Genomic DNA, 16,557 nt, shown 5'->3' on the forward strand with positions numbered 1-16,557 from the left:
ATTAAGAAAAAGACATATTGTATAAACAGAAAAAATTGAAATATGCCACTGTCATATAGGACTGTATTTTTTGAAATACGAATAGAAATCAGCGCTAAAAGAATTGTTTATCCAACGGCAAAAATCATAGACTTAGGAGTGTTTTGTCAATGAAGGGTTCATTCTTGGGTCTTCGAGGCATATGATTGCTGCCCATTGTTTATTATTCTGTCAAATTCAATTATTTCCTTTTCACTTGGAATATTAGATCTTCTATTTCTTTCAATTTCAAGTTTATCACCTTCGATTTTTACGATTTTCCAAACCCCGTATTTATTGGTTAATAAATCTTTAGGAAAATATAAAAATTCTTTTGTCGAGTTTAATTCCCATTTTTTTGATTTCGTTCGACCAAATTGCTCTATTTCTAAACTGTCTTTTTTTATTCTTAAATATAGTTTTGTATTAATATTTTTTGGGTAATTGGGAGGCGGTGGGGGCAAAGGTAAATCTTGATTATTTTTATAAGCTGACACCCAGCTTCCTTCAAGATCACTTAAATTTTTCTCATAATTTATTTTTGTCAATTTGAAGTCATTTATTGTAGAAAAGTACATTTTAAGCGACACTTCGTTTTTTGAAGAATTAGAAATCAAATATGGAGGCGATCCAATTTGGTCAAAGACTAGAAAGTCAAATGACTTATAACTATTGATGGACCAATGTCTTGGGCGGGAATTAGTATAAAATGCATTTCCAATATGTAACATCAATGAATCATTAATAAAATCAATCGAATCTGTATAATTGGGGCCAACGAATGAAAAAGCATTATTTTTAATCTCAAGGTTTAGTTTCTTATTATTTTTAGGAAGTCTTTTAAAAATGAAGTCTTCTTTTAGAAGGGAATGATTACTCAAAATTAAACTATCTTCCGTGACTTCTTTTATCACAAAAGTGTCTGAATCAAAGATTAGTTTATTCTCAATAATGGTGTATGGTGAAATAATTATTGAATCTTTTTCTCCGAACATAGGATAATCAAACGTTTTATAAATAATTTGATCCTTTGAAATATCCAGTAGCAATCTCATTGAAGATAATACGGGCTCATTATCCGTATGGCTAATCTGATATGAACCAATCCAAATGCCTTCTAATTCATTTCCCCTTTTACAAGAAATCAAAAAGACAAAGCTAAATAATATGTAAAATATTCTTTTCATAATGGGAGCTGAAAACTTTAGAGTCAATGCAGAACCAGGCTGGAAAATCAATTGCGTATTTGCTTTATTTTTGCTTTTTTATCAAATCTGTGTTGAATATAATTAATCTCATACTCTTCAATTACTTTTCCTCCTTCACCATCAGCCCACATCGTATTAGAATCATTGCCAAAAAATGCTTTCCCATCATGGAAAATGATAGAGTCACTTGGGTAGTCATCATCTGCTTTTGGAGGCTTGTATGAAGCGATCGTTTTACAATTCAATTTATCAGAAATGATTTTAGCTATAAATTGTTCTCGCTCTATTCCGTTTTCCGAAGGAGTTCTCCCGATTTCAATCTTTAGTGGGAACTCACTTTCATTCTTTATAAAACTGAAGTAAATAGAGTTTTCATTTAGATTATCTTTATCACTCATTTCCCATGTAGTCTCTTGGTCGAAGTAATGAATGTTTAAGTCGCTAAAACAATCGTTGAGAATGCCATTAATCTTTTCTTTTTCTACAATAATGTTTACTCCTATTTCTTCGAACATTTTGTTTCTTGGTTGAAGCCTAATTCCCCACTTTTTTATAACCGCAAAGTAGCAAATTTAAATTCTTTTTTGGTCTCTTCTTTCAAGAGTTGCCTGCTTTTCGAGCATGATTTGTATTTATTTGATTTTGCTATTAAGGGCATCCTACAGCTTCTTTAAGCCTTTGTTCGAGTATATTTACTTGTATAGGTGAAAATGTGGTTGAGTAATAGTCATCTCTCATGATTGAGTTTTCCCACTCTCGCCAATAACCTGTGGAAGAGTATCTAGCTCCCTCATACCAATTATTTGGGTTGTATGTTAAAACATTTGGCTTGGGTTCTTGAGGAAGAAACCAAGGCTCGTATGTTTTCATAGCGCATAATGTTTCTGGACTTTCATATTCGTCATCCATGTTCCCAAAAGAATGTCCAAATTCGTGTCTGATTAAGTATTTGAATATTAAGTCGCTGTCATACTTTGAAACAATCATATTGGAGATCTTAGGTTTTAGTATTGTATTATGTTCTGTCGTTCCGGGTGTTTCTCCACTACCTAAGTATTCATAAGTGTTAGCAATAATTATCGTATATGCATAGTCTCCTGTGGCATAATTCCCATATTGTTGTTCGAGGAGATTTCTTTTTTCAACCTCCATGCCAGCATAGCGTTTAAGGCCAACTCTGTTGCTAAAGACTGCCCAAGGGGTATTGGAAGTAGTGTTTATTCCGTTTGTATCGTTGCAAATGCTTGTAAACTGTTGTTCTCTGATACCAGAAGTTTTAGAGCTTGATTCAACTCGATAGAAGTTCAAATTGTCGGAAGCGGAAGCAAAGGGTTCTATTTCAAGTATTGTTTGTTTTGCTATATCGCATAGATCAATAAATTCATCCATTTCTGAATATGTAAAACCTTCTGCCAAGAAAATAATATTAGCGATACAGCCTTCATTTTTTTGCCCCATTATTATTGGACTAGGAATTTTATAGCCGATTGAGTCTTCAGTGATATGTGTCTTTTCATGTAAGTCATCTGACCCGCAATTGTAAAAAATTATAGATATAAAAATAAGTAATAGACTATTTTTCATCGTTTTAGTGGTTTTTAAAAAATACAATTTAGTTTGATGTTTATTCGCGCTAAACGGTTTAATGCATTAGACGATTTGAATTTATATTTACTAGAGACTATGTCGGTCTTAATTATAATTTATCTTTAAGATATAAATATCTTTTGGAAGATTAAATAGAGTCATGGAAAATTTATAATAATATAATTGATGTCATAATGAACGCTCATCAAGGCTAGTTTTCAACATTCACATTTTATTTTTGCGAATCTTTTATACTTTATGACAAGCATCTGTCCACAGTCATTAATCAAGATTTTTACAGAATCGTTGAGATTTTTTTAATTAAACATATAAGGCTTAGTCTATAATAAGTATTTTGAATGGTATGAATTATAATATTATTCTAGTTTTCAATCTTTTTGTTTATGTATTTTTCTAATCGTTGGTCAAATCTTGGGTCTTCTCCAAAAGTGTTTGATTCTGGAAGTCCAAATTTAATTTTAAAGTCAAGAGTTGGGTAGCTATAAACTCTATCACATCCGAAAGATGAGATTATATTCCAAAACCAAAACCCATAGATTATTTCTCCATTAAGGAGCATTGCGACTGGAAGTCCTTCAAGAGGGATTTCAATGTTTTTTAATTTTTTTCTTCCTTCTTCAGTTAGTTTAATTTGCTGATTTGTAAAGTCAAATTCTATGAAATCTAATTCTGTAAGTATAGGTTTGTCAAATAAGTCTTCAGTTTTAATGTCTAGACAATAGTAACATTCTGGCTTTGTTGAAAAGATAGGAATTCTTTTTTTTACTTGATAAATTTCGAGTCCATTATCCTTTTTTGGGGCTTGGCCTAGTCCCATAATTAAAATTGATAATATTAATATAATAGTTTTCATTTTTTCAAATTAACTTAAATATTGAGTAATTCTTTAATTTTTAAGGCCTGTAATTTCTGTTTGAATTATGATAATAATCATGCGTTATCCAACCATCTCTATTGTTGAAATTTTCACACCGGTCATTTGATATGATGTCGTATTCCATTGTCATAATTAGACTATCTCTCAACTCTTTTTCAATGCCTAGTCGATGATTATAATAAATAAGTTTGTAAGCTGAGTTATCAAGTCCAGCCAGTTTTAAATAATTAAAATATTCAATGGTATAAGCTTTATATTCTGTAGAATCTGAGGAAATTAGCTTTGAATCAAAATCAAGAAGTCTTATTAATACAGAGTTTTGTTTCTTGTAAGTCAAATTAAGTTCACCTTGGTTGTAGAATTTATCAATCTGCGAAAGTATTTCAAAAGTCTCACTTAAGTTATTTTCAAGCCTTCTTCTTTGCCAAAATTTTGAATAATAATCATTTCTATTAGATGTGGTATCTGAATTTATGAATCCGGAGACAATTTCGTTTAGTGATTTATTTTCCCAATCAGTCTCGCAACACCAATCATTGTTTTTCTTGAAATACTTTTCCTGAGATACAAACTTATCAAGTCCGACTGTTAAGAATGCATTAAAGGCTATTTTCAAGTTCTCAGGTTTTCTTAACCAAGAATAATCTTTATTTCCAATTGAGTCAAACGGAAAAGGTTTAATTCCTCCGAATTTTAACTGAAAGGGCAATTCATAGTAGTAATCTGCAAGATGGTTATGTTTGAATGATTCAAAAAAGTCATATTGCTTCTCTTTGAAACGCCTTGTGTTATCAGTCTTATCAAATGATTTTATTCCTAAGCAGGAGACAAAACCGATTATTATTAATCCTATTGATATGTATTGTGTGTTAGTCATTATAATAAAATATATCACTGTCATTTAGAGTAGTATAACTAAAAAAGCTACTAAAAATCAAAGTCAAAAAGAATAGTGGATCCAATCGCAAAATGCATAGAAATTGAGTCTAGTCAACACTGTTTTCAAGTTCGATTCTGCTAGCCATACGCTTAACTGTTAGCTACTTTTATTTTGATCTCGTTTTCGGTTTCTATTTCAATCTTGCCACCAATTGGAATTGACCAGATGGGAAGAATATGGCCAAAATTACAATTAGCAACAATTGGAAATTGAAAGTCCTTGAACAAACCATTTAAAGCAAGCTTTAATTTTTCCTCAGTTATATTGCATTTAGTGTGGAATGCTCCAATTAGTATGCCCTTTAAATTTTCAAAGCCTTTTTGCAGTTGTAATGATTTAATCAATCTGTTTAATATAGTTAGTGAGTTTCCTTCCTCCAGTTCATTCATTTCAAGCAACAGGATTTTCTCGCTTAAATCAGGAAAATATTCGGTGCCTTGCAATAGACTTAAAGTAGGGATATGTCCACCAACGACTTCTCCTTCAGCCTTGCCTTCTTGTATTACCCAATAACTATTGGGCCTGATAGTGGATTCATTTCTATCATCGTAATCCATTATAGTTTCGGAAGCTCTTAGTAAATATGTTTCTGAATCGTTTAATGCCTTATTGAAGTACTCCAATGTGAATTTCCTCTGAAATTGACTTAGAAAACTTAAGAACAATGGCCCATAATAAGTTGTGATTCCTGTTTTACTATGTATGGCGTTTAATAAAACGGTAATGTCAGAAAAACCAAAGAATGGTTTCGCATTTTGTTTTATCAAATCGTAATCCAATCGGTCAATTAGGTTGACTGAAAGAAAACCACCAAAAGAACAAAGAATAATATCAGTCGATTGGTCTGAAAAAGCTTCATGAATCGCCTCTAATTTCAAATCAATATCATTTTGATTTGACATCCAGTCATTGCTTAACTCAATTTCGAATCCTTGCTGTTTGAAAAATTCAATGGATTTATCAAAATTGAAATTTGGAGCAATTTCAAATGAAGTTGATGGGGATATTATTTTTATTTTTTTACTCACTTATTCAATTGTTTTTTAATGTTAATAAATATAATAAGTAGAGTATTAGAAAGCATTATACTTTCAAGTTTGCATTGAGCCAAAACGTTGTATTTTGTTTTTAATTTAGTTATTCTTAAAAGTCAAACGCGAGTTCATGAGCACCTTTGAAAAATAGACGCTTGGCGAACTAAATCAACGATTTGGCGGTGTTTGTAAATAGCACTGAACTTTCGTTAATCACCGAACTCCCTGTTTGCTATATACAGTGTTAGGGCTTGTTTTTGTTTTTTTTATCCAATCAAGCTTGTTTCTATTTTCAGTTCACCCTTTAAGTATTCCTCAAGTCTAACAAGCTGATAGTATCTTAATTTAAGCTCTACAATTTGTTTTTGTTCGCTTTGGTCAATCAATTCCATTGTTTTCTTTCCATAAACAAAGTCCTGAGACTGAACGAGTCTTATTTTCTCGACATTGTTTAAGTCGAATTCTAGGATTTCGTGTTTTTTCGGAAACCCAATTAGTGATTCAATCAAAACTTTATTATTCTTTATTTCCAATATAGTTTTATCCGTAAAATGACCATAAATGAAATATACAACTGTCCCTAAAATCAAAATCCAATTTATGACCGAGTTCTGTCCGATAAATTTTTCTACAAGGTTAAATGCCTGATTGACCACTAGAGAGAAAACAATAATTTTGATTATCAGTCCTATTGTCGACCCTTTTGATTCTATTCTAAATTCTTCCATTTTAGTTTTAATAAGCCCTAACACCCCAATAATACGAATTCCGTTTATTTTACCTATGTGCGGAACTCATTTATTAGGCCAAAAATCTATTTCAATGAAAAAATAAGTTTAAAAAGTCATATTTCAAGCATGTCAAGAGGATTTCTGGCTTTACTAAACCTAAATCGGTAATATGTGTATAGATTTCAGTTGTTTTGGAGCTATGATTTCCCAAGATGTGTTGAATGCATCGCAAATTCACACCATTTTCCAAAAGGTGAGTTGCAAAGCTATGTCTTAGACTATGAGGTGTGATTGTCTTATCTATACCTGCTTCTTTTACATATTTTCTAACAAACTTTTGAGTACTTGTGCTTTTGCACATCCAGCTCCATTTGACCGATGAATTCACCTAAATCATCAATTCCGCCTTGTCTTATGTGAAATCCTAGTACCATTTAATTTTCCAATGCATGTTAACGGTTAGGCTAAAAAGCGCAGAAACGGTTTGGTTGATTAGGTCTATGATATAGCCATTGTTGGTAACAGTTTTAATTTATTATTTCATAATAGAATCCCAAGTCACTATTAAGAGAGATTCTGATTTTATTGCTTAAAAATGCGCGAGAAACAGTAGTGGAATATCCAGCTTTTCCATACTCATATGAATAGGAAAATGAAATCCTGTCTCTATCTATTTTATAAGTCCCAATTCCCCATGCTTGATTTTCAAAAGTAAGGTCATTGAATATTTTTAAAGTGTCAGTTTCTGAGTTAGGTCCTTCTAAAACAGGGCTTGTATTATTATTTATATAAACTCCTTCAATAGTATTTGGTGTAAAATAAAATGCACGGTAAAGCATAATGCTTATTAGTCCAATAATTATTATTGCTGCGATTTTTTTCATTTTTGATTGTTGTTAACGTTTAGTATATAAAATGTAGTCTGCCGATAGGCGGCTATGATTTCATATACAGTGTTATCAGTTTTTTATTTCATTAAAGGTTTGATAAAATTCATCTTCAATAATCAAGTGCTTGATCACCTTTTCTATACTGTTTCTTGAACAGTCATCTATCAAAATCATATCCGAAGCCCAAAAGTACTTACCGCTAAAGCATTCTCCCGTTTTCTTATTTTTTTGTCTTAAGCTATTGATATTCCCATATGTGAAGAATGTCGCAACGTATTTCCTGTTATTATCCATAGTAACTATTACGTCCGTATTATCATCTTCATAATTCCATTCTCCTTCCGCCCAATTTTCAGCCGCTATGTATATTTCTTTAATGCCAGTCATATCCACAAAATCTACATTGTTTGGCTTTTGGGGTCCTTGTTATTCTCTCACATTTTGGACAGTTGTTATATTCAATAGAATTCGAATCGTCTATTCGTTCAGCCACTTTTCTTTCAAATTCATCAATCCCATTTTCTAACAGTTTAAGAATATTGTCATCGTCAGTCATCCATCCTCTTTGAAGAGATAACTTTATTCGATTTTCTTTTTGCTCTGGAGAGCTATTTCCCATTTTGTAAACAGATGACCAATGTCGCCAAGCAATTTTTTCTTCTTTAGTCATTAAAGATGAATGATAGTTCAATATGTATTTTATTTTGTCCTTGTTCATCTTAATTACTGATACGGACTTGTGTATGAAACGTAGCGTACAAAAAGATACTAATTTTTCGGTTTAACACAGAGCCGAATTTTTATATTTTGTTTTTAAATTTTCTCTTTTAAAAAGCCAAATTAAAAATTTGACGGATTTTATAAATATACATAAATCTCTCGATTTAACACTTATTAGCTATGTTTTATACACCGTGTTGTGCGTCCGTTTTTTATAAATTTCCATAGACAACAATATCGTCAGCATATCTCAATTGAATATTAAACCATTTAATTAAGTCTCTTAAAAACGATTCAACATTTGGGTCTTTTGTTTTAATTTTAGCCATTCTGTCAACAATAATTCTACTTGTTTTATTGTCAAAAAAGTTATTACTAACTATATCAAATGATTTTTGTATTTCTCCAGTTTCAGAATCGGTTAATGGAAAAACTGATTTAAAAGTGTCAATAACATATTCAAAATCTTTAGTTTGAATAAAGAGACTTTTATCTCTTGAAGTCACATATTTGTCGAGGCTTTCATTTTCTGCCCATAATATAAATCCTATTTTATCAATTGGTTCATTTGGATGAACTGTCAGGTAGAACAATTGCTTGTGAATTTTTTTGACAGACTTTTCTATGTCAAATCCACAAATTTTATAATATTTTTCAGCTATTGTTTCATTACAATCTGCTAGTCTGCATATAGTATTGAGATTGTTTCTATGAAATTCTTGTTCGCAAGTCAATAAATCACCGTCATTTTCAATTATCAATTCTTTGGCTAAATCCAGAGGGATTGATAATCTTTCTCTAAGCTCTTTTATTTTTTGAAAGTCTATTTTTAGTTTCATTGTTTTAATTATATACAACGGTTAGTGTAAAAGGATTTTAATTCATTTTTACACAGTGTTGTAAGTTGTTTTTAATTTTTCCAATCCCCAATCCAAGAGTATTCTTCCTGCTTCTCCATCAAGGGTGAAATATGACTCCAAATCATCCGAATCATTGTTGTCGTTTTCCAAATATGTCAAAAGCCTATTTCGTTTTTCATCCCCAAACACTTCATCGAACTCACTAATAGGTGACACAAGATTCTCCCATTCAACATAACAGATCCATAACCAGACTTTGTAGAATATTCTATCCTCTTTATCCAAAGAGTCGAATACAAGGTCCCAATGATTTGGTTTAGTCTCAAATCGATATTCCTCTTCGATGTATCGTGAGATTAGATAAAGCTTATCGCCCGTCTTTGTGTTCGAACTCTTGATTCTCTTTATTGTACCTTCATCAAAGTTTAGCATTGACCTTATCAATTACTTACAACGTTCCTTGTATGTTGCATTTGCCTGCTGAAGGCGACATATGCAATATACAAACTGTTATGTATAGTTTTTTTATTCTAATTCCATTTTTTCGTTCACAATTTTAGTCCGGAATGGTTTTCCTTTTTTAGAAGGGATCCATTCTAATTCCAATGCCTGTTTAACCCATTTAGTAATGTCAGAAGGCTTTACTGGATCTACAATTTCCGTTTCAATGTCATTTGGGTGTCTGCGGTCAGTATAAATAAATAAACTCGTTCCAGGGTTTTCTTCTAGCTCAATAGCAACGTGTAATTTTCCAATTCCATAGTCAGATTGAGCATAGGTTGCTTTTTTACGAATTAACCATCTATAATTTATATCATTTACAGGAATTGATCTTGATCCTTTTTTAGGAATAGCCATTATTTACAATTTCAGTTTTGTGAAACAAAATTTATTCTTCAGGAACATTTTTCAAGAGCCATTCAATTGCAGATTCTTCTATTATTTTTTTTACTAAAAGTTCATTGTTTACACCAAGAGAAATTACAGATATATGTGTTTGGTAAGAGTTTTGATCTTCTAGAATAGCTCTGATTCCTTTAATTGGGTTTAACATTACAGATTTAGTATCAAAGTTTGAGATCAAATCTGTAAATTTTTGAGCAAGGTCAGTTGAATTTGGTTCCCAAGTACCTTCCAAATATGACATGTCAGGTATAATTTTAGTCAATCGTCCAATATGCTCATTTTTCCATAAAATTTTATATCTGTCCATTATTTAATTGTACACAACACCCCAATAACACGAATTCCATATATTCCACCTATGCACGGAACTCATTTATTAGGCTAAAAATTTATTTCAATAAAAAAATAAGTTTAAAAAGTTATATTTCAAACATATCAAGAGGATTTCCGGCTTTACTAAACCTAAATCGGTAATATGTGTATATATTTCAGTTGTTTTGGAGCTATGATGCCTCAAGATGTGTTGAATGTATCGCAAATTCACACCATTCTCCAAAAGGTGAGTTGCAAAACTATGTCTTAGACTATGAGGTGTAATTGTCTTATCTACACTTGCTTCTTTTACATATTTTTCAACAAACTTTTGAGTACTTGTGCTTGTGTACATCCCTCCATTTTGACCTTCAAATAGATAAATTTCTGGATTATATCTTTAGCATCTGATAGTTCTATCGGCAAAAACTAAGCTTTCATATTGGACTCTGCGATCCATACGAAGACTATTATTCCTTAAACCTCCGCGAAATCCCTAAACAATGTTCATCAGCAAAAGAGTGGCCTATACCATCGAATTGTAACTCTGATATTGCCACACGACTACTCTTTTCGCCATTATATCTACCAGAAAATATCAATTCAATACTCAAAGGATTATCACTTGAAAAACTATATGTTGAATCAAAACGAATGTATTGAAGCTTTGGAGTGTCTTGAATTCTATAAGCCTCTACTTTTTCCGAATTAATGTGCACCAATAAATTTTTGGCTCTAGATATAGAGTCATACTCATTTTTCGAATTTCGAATTCCATTAACGATATATAAGCCTCGTAAAGACTCGGTTGGGGATTTTGTAGCTAGAGAATCATAAGGATAACTGACAGTTGTAAATTTATAATTCAATTGAACCTTGTCATTATAGTAGTAAGTTGTATTTAACCTAGAATCATCAAGGGATTTATACGTTGAGTCTAAGTCATATCGAATATTTAATGAGCAAAACCAACTACACATTCCATTAAGCATTGGTTCAGTTTTACCAAATACATTTTCAATTCCTTCTCTTTGATAAAACCCATTGCACACCACTGTAGTTTGCTTTCGGCTTATACAGCTCATAACAGTTAAACTCAAAAAGAGAAATATCTTAATTATTTGTCTCAATCTTCTTCTTAATTATGGTTAACGCTTTGTGTAAGATGCGTTTTAATGCATTTTACATTGTGTTTTAAGCTGCTTTATTTCTTATTAATTCAACTAATTCAGTCAAGGCATTATTGATTTCTTCATTAGTATTCCAATCCAATTTTCTACCATTAATTTCAAAATGGCAGTATAATCCATCTACAACTATTCCTCCCCAATTGGTCCGTTCAAGTTCAGCACTTAACAATCTATTAATTGTTTTAGACTCCTGTGAATTCAATTTGACTTTCTTGCTTTTTATTGCTAGTCGATCAAGATTAAAAATCTTTTTATTAAATCTTTTGTTGTCATATTCAGCATTCCATATTTTTAATTCAAATTCTGATGGATTATTATCATTCAGTGTAACCGAAAATCCATGAGATAATAATTGTCCTATTTCGAGATATTGAAATCGAAACTCTTCAGAATCATTTGTATCTAACAATTCTTTCTTAATCTGATTCCAATAATCTTCTCTTTTATTTGAAAACCTTTCCATTTTTTTTTTTTGACAACGTATTTGTGTATGGTGCGTATCCCAACGTGTATGCATTATACACTTTATTGGCTGTAGTTTTTATTCTTTATTTAGTTTTTTCCAATAATCTTGGTAGTACTTAATTTGCTTTTCTAATTGAATATCAATACCGTTTAATTTTCTATGATAGGAAGTTAATATAATTCCAGACATATCATCAGGGTGAAAAATTCCATTAGTTTTAAAAAAATTGTATAAGCGAGAACCTTTCCATAATCCCCAATTATTTCTAATCCATAATCCCATTCCAAAATGAGAATTGGCAGTAAATTCGGTTTCTGTTTTATTTTTTATTTCCTCTATGAGTTTTTTGTCTAACATAGAATTTAATTCGTTATAACACTCATTCAAATTTTTTGGAATATATATACCTTCCAAATATTCATAAAAGGAATAGTCATTTCCTTCTTCTAAGTCACTTTCTTCTATAATTATTTTTTGAGTAATGTTATTTTTAGTTTCAAATCTAATTCCAATATCATAGCCTACGTCTTCACTTTCGTCAGTTGTCCACCAATCTTCTCCGTAAACATTTTCTATTTCCGAAATTTTTAGTCCTTCTTTGATTTTTAAACCTTTTGCTGTTTTGTAATTAATTTTGGGTTCTAAAATAATTTCATAAACGATACTGTCACTATCAAAAGTAAAACTCATTAGTTTTTCTGGATATAGAAGAAAATATTCGTTGTCTTCAATAGCCTTTCTACTGAAGTTATTTCCAAGAATATCGATTACTTTAGATTCTTTAATTCCGAGTGTTAGAGAGTCAATTCCTTTCCCTTCTTTAATAATTGATTGAGAATAAACAAAGTTTAATGATGATATGAGCAAAAATGATATGGCAACTATTTTATTCAAGGTCATGTGTTTTAGTTTTATTCAAATCTTATTTTTTGTAAGAAAAGGCTTAATAAGTGAAACCTTATTTTGATTTAGTTAAAGGACTTTAAAATTACAGCCAACACCCCAATAACACGAATTCCGTATATTTTATTTATGCGCGGAACTCATTTAATTGGGCTAAAAATCTATTTCAATTAAAAATTAAGTTTAAAAAGTCATATTTCAAATATATAAAGAGGATTTCCGACCTTATTAAATCTAAATCGGTAATATGTGTATGTATTTCATTTGTTTTGGAGCTATGATGTCCCAAGATGTGTTGAATGTATCGCAAATTCACACCATTTTCCTAATTTTGGCTAGTATTTGAAGCTTGAATTCAACGTTGAAATAAATCCTCTTTCTTCTTTTTAAGATGTATCGATTGGTGTCTGATTGATTTTACCAAATTTCTTATGAACTCACGATTATCCTCATTTTATTGAAATCCTATGCTTGAAATTATTTGCTCCAATCTGTGTGATGTGAAGTTTGTGTTTTGAGAGGAAAAATTGAATTATTTATTTTTTTGAGCTTGCTTTAATTAACTTGCTTGGGTATCTATGACAGTGATAATGTCTAGTATGAAGCGACTAAAATTATTGATTTATGAATTTATTTGAAACCGAAAGGCTTGTTGTAAGAAGCTTAAGCGCTGAAGACGCTGATGATTATTTTGATATGAATGGAAATCCCAATGTGATGCGCTTGATTCCCAGAGAGGCAATGAGCAGAGAGGACAGCGATAAGCATCTTCAGAACTTTTTGGATACGGATTATGCGCGTACGGATACCAAAGTTTATGCGATTGAAGCCAAGGGAGAAAAGGAGTTTGTAGGACTGGCGGGTATGCTGAAGAATAATAAGGGCGAGGATGAAATCGCTTATCGATTGAGAGAGAAGTATTGGAGAAGGGGCTTGGGAACTGAGATTGCCGAGGGCTTGATCGAATACGTGTTTTTCCACATGAAGACTGAAGTATTGACTGCCGATGTCTATGTGGAAAATAGGGGCTCTGTGAAGATATTGGAGAAGTTCATGACTATGCGCGAGGAGTTTTTTAATCCATCGGACAATTGCACAGACAGAAGATATGAATTGCAAAGAAGCGATTGGGAAACAGTGAAGCTCTCTAGCAATAGATCATAATTTTCATTTTAACGCCTATGTTTTTTAATAATAAGATGTTGTGAATGCATGATGTTGAATCAAGTCATTGTTAAGCAAAGCAAAGTGCAAAAAAATGCATATTGAAAGTGTTTAGTTAGTTGTTAATTTATGTTTTTTATCTGTTTAGGTTTATTATTAGATGCTTAAATATTATATTTATTTGTATAAGGAAATATAATCTAACATTAATCTAAATAAATGAAAATGATACGTGAGGAACAATTACTTTTTTGCAAAAAATGCCAGAATAGAAAAATGAATGTTGAGCAAGGGCTTTTGTGTGGTTTGACAAATGAGAAAGCCGCATTTGAGAATACTTGCCCGGATTTTAAGGATGATCCTTCTGTGGCAAACACTCCTTCGGATGAAAGCATAGGTTATAATACCGAAGAGTTGGAAAATGAACTGACTTTCGAAATGCTGGAGCAATTAAAAATGGAGCAGCAACTTATTCCGGCTATTGTGACCGGATGCATTGCAGGATTGCTTGGAGCTGTCGTTTGGGGCGTGATTTCAGTGGTGACAGGTTATCAAATAGGTTATTTGGCTCTTGCCATTGGAGCAGGTGTAGGGTTTACCATTCGTAAATTTGGCAAAGGCATCGAAAAGATCTTTGGGATTTTTGGGGCTGCGATCGCTTTGCTTAGTGTGGTTTTTGGTAATTTTTTGAGTATTGTGGGGCAAGTCGCGAATTACGAAGGTTTGGGGTATTTGGAAACGATACTTATGATTGATTACAGCTTGTTGCCTGATATTATGATGGAGACATTTAGTGTTATTGATATTTTGTTTTATGGTTTGGCAATAGTAGAAGGATACAAGTTTTCTTTTCGCCAGATCACTCAGGAAGAGTTGATAGAACTAAAAAAACAGAGCGCTTAAGTTAGCATGCAATTTATAAGATATGCTGAGAAGTTATGGTTTTTATTCAATTTTGCTAGGCTGTATTATTACTTTATTCAAGTAGTGCGAGTCATGGGTTAATTTTCTAATTGTGCTTTGCCATTAGCAAGAAATCGAGCTTGATTCATGCTTGATTTGGCTATTTGCGTGTTTGAAATTTTGTTAATTGTTATAATAAAAAAATACAACTTGAAATTTTAAAAAACCTTTCCTAAACTCGCGCTATATTTTTTACATTTGTGGGATTTCAAATTCAAAATTGATACAATGGCAAACCTAGATTGGAAAACAGAAAAGGAATACGAAGAAATAACCTTCAAGACGCTTAACGGTGTGGCTAGAATAGCGATCAACAGACCTGAATGTCGCAATGCTTTCACGCCAAAGACTGTGGATGAATTGTGGGAAGCTTTGATTATTTGCCATGAGAGCCAGAAGATTGGCGTAGTCTTGATCACAGGGGAAGGTCCTTCTCCAAAAGATGGCGGTTGGGCTTTTTGCTCAGGCGGCGATCAACGTGTGAGATCGAATACGGGCTATAAAGGAGAGAATGGGGTTAATAGATTCAATATATTGGATGTGCAGCGTCAGATCCGTTTCATGAACAAGGTCGTGATCGCTGTGGTGCCGGGTTGGGCCGTTGGCGGCGGGCATAGCTTGCATGTGGTATGCGACATGACGATCGCCAGCAAGGAGCATGCTATTTTTAAGCAGACAGACGCTGATGTGGCTAGTTTTGACGGAGGGTTCGGATCTGCGTATTTGGCAAGACAAGTAGGGCAGAAGAGAGCCAGAGAGATATTTTTCCTAGGAGCGAATTATTCGGCTCAGGAAGCATTTGAGATGGGTATGGTCAATAAAGTAGTGCCTCATGACGAGTTGGAGCAAGTGGCTTATGACTGGGCGCAGGAGATTATGACAAAGAGCCCTACGGCGATCAAGATGTTGAAGTTTGGCTTCAATTTGATTGACGATGGCTTGGTTGGTCAGCAGGTTTATGCTGGAGAAGCTACGAGATTGGCTTATGGCACTGACGAGGCTGTGGAAGGAAGAAATGCCTTCTTGGAAAAACGAGAGAGAGACTTTTCCAAGTTCCCTAAGTTCCCTTGATGTAAAAGTTCAAGTGGGAATTATGACATAAACGCTTAATCAAAATATTTTCATTGATTATTAAGGTTTGTCTCGATTAGTTTTTTATGGTTCTCTTAATCATCCTCCTTTGTGTTCCCTCCAGGGTGAAATAAAATGGTATAAAAAATCAATCGTGATAATGTTTATTAAACTAAGGACGATTCGCTTTGAATCGTCCTTTTTTTTATGGAAATCAAAGTGGATGGCTATCCGGCTGGATTTTTAAACAGTCTGTGCTGGTTTGTATTTTATTGCATGGATGAATAAACAGATGAAACTTATGCCTGTCAATGCGATGACAAATGGCGGAAAGTAAAATACTGATATCAGCACGATAGCCCCGATCGTAAGAAGATTCATGAATTGAGCAGTCTTTTTTTCAGCCAACAGTATTTGAATTCCTACTCCAATCAATAAAATGCCCATGGAAATGCTGAATCCGTTATGAAAGTCCAATACGGAGATATTGGCCAAGGAAGCTATTTTGGTTTCCGCCATTTTATCCAAAAGGCTTTGATAGGGATTTTTAGAGTATTGAGACACAAAGTGCGTTATCGTATGTCCAGTGCCTGTGATGATCATTGCGATTGCTGATATTTTAACTAAGATTTTTGACTTCATGCGTATTAGCTTTTGGTTTACGCAAAAGTGCGATATTCAATCAAGTCCCTCGCT

The 16,557-nt window shown here is 32.6% G+C and carries 23 protein-coding genes; 3 read left to right on the top strand and 20 right to left on the bottom strand.

Translation table 11 applies throughout. The features are described from left to right. Positions 1–158 precede the first annotated feature (158 nt). The 19 genes from AABK36_RS07085 to AABK36_RS07175 all read right to left on the bottom strand — a co-directional run bounded on the left by AABK36_RS07085 (position 159) and on the right by AABK36_RS07175 (position 12,660). Entirely contained in the window at positions 159–1,205 is a 1,047-nt protein-coding gene (locus tag AABK36_RS07085) for a hypothetical protein (RefSeq protein WP_309941685.1), read from the bottom strand. A gap of 47 nt (positions 1,206–1,252) precedes the next feature. Further along, positions 1,253–1,741 carry a hypothetical protein gene (locus AABK36_RS07090; RefSeq protein ID WP_309941686.1) on the bottom strand — a complete coding sequence of 163 codons (489 nt, stop codon included), beginning with the start codon at positions 1,739–1,741 and terminating at the stop codon, positions 1,253–1,255. 133 nt (positions 1,742–1,874) lie between these two features. Next, positions 1,875–2,684, bottom strand: coding sequence for a M64 family metallopeptidase (locus tag AABK36_RS07095; RefSeq protein WP_309941687.1), 810 nt, complete (start codon positions 2,682–2,684; stop codon positions 1,875–1,877). Between the two features lie 511 nt (positions 2,685–3,195). Then, positions 3,196–3,687, bottom strand: coding sequence for a hypothetical protein (locus AABK36_RS07100; RefSeq protein WP_309941689.1), 492 nt, complete (start codon positions 3,685–3,687; stop codon positions 3,196–3,198). 40 nt (positions 3,688–3,727) lie between these two features. Further along, the gene (locus AABK36_RS07105; RefSeq protein WP_309941690.1) at positions 3,728–4,588 is read right to left on the bottom strand and encodes a hypothetical protein; all 861 of its coding nucleotides are present in this window, start codon (positions 4,586–4,588) and stop codon (positions 3,728–3,730) included. A gap of 152 nt (positions 4,589–4,740) precedes the next feature. Then, positions 4,741–5,679 (bottom strand): S66 peptidase family protein, encoded by a 939-nt coding sequence (locus tag AABK36_RS07110; protein WP_309941691.1) that lies wholly within the window; start codon positions 5,677–5,679, stop codon positions 4,741–4,743. A gap of 272 nt (positions 5,680–5,951) precedes the next feature. Continuing rightward, positions 5,952–6,413: a hypothetical protein gene (locus AABK36_RS07115; protein WP_309941693.1), complete on the bottom strand. Its 462-nt coding sequence runs from the start codon at positions 6,411–6,413 to the stop codon at positions 5,952–5,954. Positions 6,414–6,504: 91 nt separating this feature from the next. After that, positions 6,505–6,777 carry a tyrosine-type recombinase/integrase gene (locus tag AABK36_RS07120; RefSeq protein WP_309941694.1) on the bottom strand — a complete coding sequence of 91 codons (273 nt, stop codon included), beginning with the start codon at positions 6,775–6,777 and terminating at the stop codon, positions 6,505–6,507. A 166-nt stretch (positions 6,778–6,943) separates the two neighbouring features. Then, on the bottom strand, positions 6,944–7,300 hold the full coding sequence (locus AABK36_RS07125) for a hypothetical protein (RefSeq protein WP_309941695.1): 357 nt from the start codon (positions 7,298–7,300) through the stop codon (positions 6,944–6,946). A 75-nt stretch (positions 7,301–7,375) separates the two neighbouring features. After that, complete coding sequence (locus AABK36_RS07130; RefSeq protein ID WP_309941696.1) at positions 7,376–7,693, bottom strand: hypothetical protein; 318 nt, start codon at positions 7,691–7,693, stop codon at positions 7,376–7,378. Next, positions 7,680–8,024: a hypothetical protein gene (locus tag AABK36_RS07135; RefSeq protein WP_309941698.1), complete on the bottom strand. Its 345-nt coding sequence runs from the start codon at positions 8,022–8,024 to the stop codon at positions 7,680–7,682. The genes AABK36_RS07130 and AABK36_RS07135 overlap by 14 nt, the downstream gene beginning before the upstream one ends. A gap of 214 nt (positions 8,025–8,238) precedes the next feature. After that, on the bottom strand, positions 8,239–8,865 hold the full coding sequence (locus tag AABK36_RS07140; protein ID WP_309941699.1) for a hypothetical protein: 627 nt from the start codon (positions 8,863–8,865) through the stop codon (positions 8,239–8,241). Positions 8,866–8,913: 48 nt separating this feature from the next. After that, positions 8,914–9,318 carry a hypothetical protein gene (locus tag AABK36_RS07145; RefSeq protein WP_309941700.1) on the bottom strand — a complete coding sequence of 135 codons (405 nt, stop codon included), beginning with the start codon at positions 9,316–9,318 and terminating at the stop codon, positions 8,914–8,916. A 93-nt stretch (positions 9,319–9,411) separates the two neighbouring features. Beyond that, positions 9,412–9,744, bottom strand: a complete 333-nt coding sequence (locus tag AABK36_RS07150) for a hypothetical protein (RefSeq protein WP_309941701.1) — start codon at positions 9,742–9,744, stop codon at positions 9,412–9,414. A 31-nt stretch (positions 9,745–9,775) separates the two neighbouring features. Then, entirely contained in the window at positions 9,776–10,099 is a 324-nt protein-coding gene (locus tag AABK36_RS07155; protein WP_309941703.1) for a hypothetical protein, read from the bottom strand. Positions 10,100–10,186: 87 nt separating this feature from the next. Further along, the gene (locus tag AABK36_RS07160; RefSeq protein WP_309941795.1) at positions 10,187–10,489 is read right to left on the bottom strand and encodes a tyrosine-type recombinase/integrase; all 303 of its coding nucleotides are present in this window, start codon (positions 10,487–10,489) and stop codon (positions 10,187–10,189) included. An 85-nt stretch (positions 10,490–10,574) separates the two neighbouring features. Continuing rightward, a complete protein-coding gene (locus tag AABK36_RS07165) occupies positions 10,575–11,189 on the bottom strand; it encodes an NADase-type glycan-binding domain-containing protein (protein ID WP_309941704.1) in 615 nt (204 codons plus the stop codon). 109 nt (positions 11,190–11,298) lie between these two features. Beyond that, on the bottom strand, positions 11,299–11,757 hold the full coding sequence (locus AABK36_RS07170) for a hypothetical protein (RefSeq protein ID WP_309941706.1): 459 nt from the start codon (positions 11,755–11,757) through the stop codon (positions 11,299–11,301). 78 nt (positions 11,758–11,835) lie between these two features. Continuing rightward, positions 11,836–12,660: a DUF6794 domain-containing protein gene (locus AABK36_RS07175; protein ID WP_309941708.1), complete on the bottom strand. Its 825-nt coding sequence runs from the start codon at positions 12,658–12,660 to the stop codon at positions 11,836–11,838. A gap of 627 nt (positions 12,661–13,287) precedes the next feature. Here AABK36_RS07175 and AABK36_RS07180 point away from each other — a divergent pair. From AABK36_RS07180 to AABK36_RS07190, 3 genes are all read left to right on the top strand, one after another. Beyond that, the gene (locus AABK36_RS07180; RefSeq protein WP_309941710.1) at positions 13,288–13,827 is read left to right on the top strand and encodes a GNAT family N-acetyltransferase; all 540 of its coding nucleotides are present in this window, start codon (positions 13,288–13,290) and stop codon (positions 13,825–13,827) included. Positions 13,828–14,052: 225 nt separating this feature from the next. Further along, entirely contained in the window at positions 14,053–14,730 is a 678-nt protein-coding gene (locus AABK36_RS07185; protein WP_338390317.1) for a hypothetical protein, read from the top strand. A 288-nt stretch (positions 14,731–15,018) separates the two neighbouring features. After that, a complete protein-coding gene (locus AABK36_RS07190) occupies positions 15,019–15,861 on the top strand; it encodes a 1,4-dihydroxy-2-naphthoyl-CoA synthase (RefSeq protein WP_309941712.1) in 843 nt (280 codons plus the stop codon). 243 nt (positions 15,862–16,104) lie between these two features. Here the strand turns inward: AABK36_RS07190 and AABK36_RS07195 are convergent, their stop codons facing one another. Continuing rightward, positions 16,105–16,503, bottom strand: a complete 399-nt coding sequence (locus AABK36_RS07195; RefSeq protein WP_309941713.1) for an LIC_13387 family protein — start codon at positions 16,501–16,503, stop codon at positions 16,105–16,107. Between the last annotated feature and the right edge of the window lie 54 nt (positions 16,504–16,557).

The organism is Aureibacter tunicatorum (genome assembly GCF_036492635.1).
Classification (GTDB): domain Bacteria; phylum Bacteroidota; class Bacteroidia; order Cytophagales; family Cyclobacteriaceae; genus Aureibacter; species Aureibacter tunicatorum.

Coding starts and splice junctions, on each gene's coding strand:
- AABK36_RS07095 (WP_309941687.1), bottom strand. CDS start 2,684: ATGGGGCAAAAAAATGAAGGCTGTATCGCTAATATTATTTTCTTGGCA.
- AABK36_RS07190 (WP_309941712.1), top strand. CDS start 15,019: ATGGCAAACCTAGATTGGAAAACAGAAAAGGAATACGAAGAAATAACC.
- AABK36_RS07180 (WP_309941710.1), top strand. CDS start 13,288: ATGAATTTATTTGAAACCGAAAGGCTTGTTGTAAGAAGCTTAAGCGCT.
- AABK36_RS07165 (WP_309941704.1), bottom strand. CDS start 11,189: ATGAGCTGTATAAGCCGAAAGCAAACTACAGTGGTGTGCAATGGGTTT.
- AABK36_RS07135 (WP_309941698.1), bottom strand. CDS start 8,024: ATGAACAAGGACAAAATAAAATACATATTGAACTATCATTCATCTTTA.
- AABK36_RS07145 (WP_309941700.1), bottom strand. CDS start 9,318: ATGCTAAACTTTGATGAAGGTACAATAAAGAGAATCAAGAGTTCGAAC.
- AABK36_RS07120 (WP_309941694.1), bottom strand. CDS start 6,777: ATGTGCAAAAGCACAAGTACTCAAAAGTTTGTTAGAAAATATGTAAAA.
- AABK36_RS07150 (WP_309941701.1), bottom strand. CDS start 9,744: ATGGCTATTCCTAAAAAAGGATCAAGATCAATTCCTGTAAATGATATA.
- AABK36_RS07170 (WP_309941706.1), bottom strand. CDS start 11,757: ATGGAAAGGTTTTCAAATAAAAGAGAAGATTATTGGAATCAGATTAAG.
- AABK36_RS07155 (WP_309941703.1), bottom strand. CDS start 10,099: ATGGACAGATATAAAATTTTATGGAAAAATGAGCATATTGGACGATTG.
- AABK36_RS07140 (WP_309941699.1), bottom strand. CDS start 8,865: ATGAAACTAAAAATAGACTTTCAAAAAATAAAAGAGCTTAGAGAAAGA.
- AABK36_RS07175 (WP_309941708.1), bottom strand. CDS start 12,660: ATGACCTTGAATAAAATAGTTGCCATATCATTTTTGCTCATATCATCA.
- AABK36_RS07130 (WP_309941696.1), bottom strand. CDS start 7,693: ATGACTGGCATTAAAGAAATATACATAGCGGCTGAAAATTGGGCGGAA.
- AABK36_RS07115 (WP_309941693.1), bottom strand. CDS start 6,413: ATGGAAGAATTTAGAATAGAATCAAAAGGGTCGACAATAGGACTGATA.
- AABK36_RS07105 (WP_309941690.1), bottom strand. CDS start 4,588: ATGACTAACACACAATACATATCAATAGGATTAATAATAATCGGTTTT.
- AABK36_RS07100 (WP_309941689.1), bottom strand. CDS start 3,687: ATGAAAACTATTATATTAATATTATCAATTTTAATTATGGGACTAGGC.
- AABK36_RS07185 (WP_338390317.1), top strand. CDS start 14,053: ATGATACGTGAGGAACAATTACTTTTTTGCAAAAAATGCCAGAATAGA.
- AABK36_RS07085 (WP_309941685.1), bottom strand. CDS start 1,205: ATGAAAAGAATATTTTACATATTATTTAGCTTTGTCTTTTTGATTTCT.
- AABK36_RS07195 (WP_309941713.1), bottom strand. CDS start 16,503: ATGAAGTCAAAAATCTTAGTTAAAATATCAGCAATCGCAATGATCATC.
- AABK36_RS07125 (WP_309941695.1), bottom strand. CDS start 7,300: ATGAAAAAAATCGCAGCAATAATAATTATTGGACTAATAAGCATTATG.
- AABK36_RS07090 (WP_309941686.1), bottom strand. CDS start 1,741: ATGTTCGAAGAAATAGGAGTAAACATTATTGTAGAAAAAGAAAAGATT.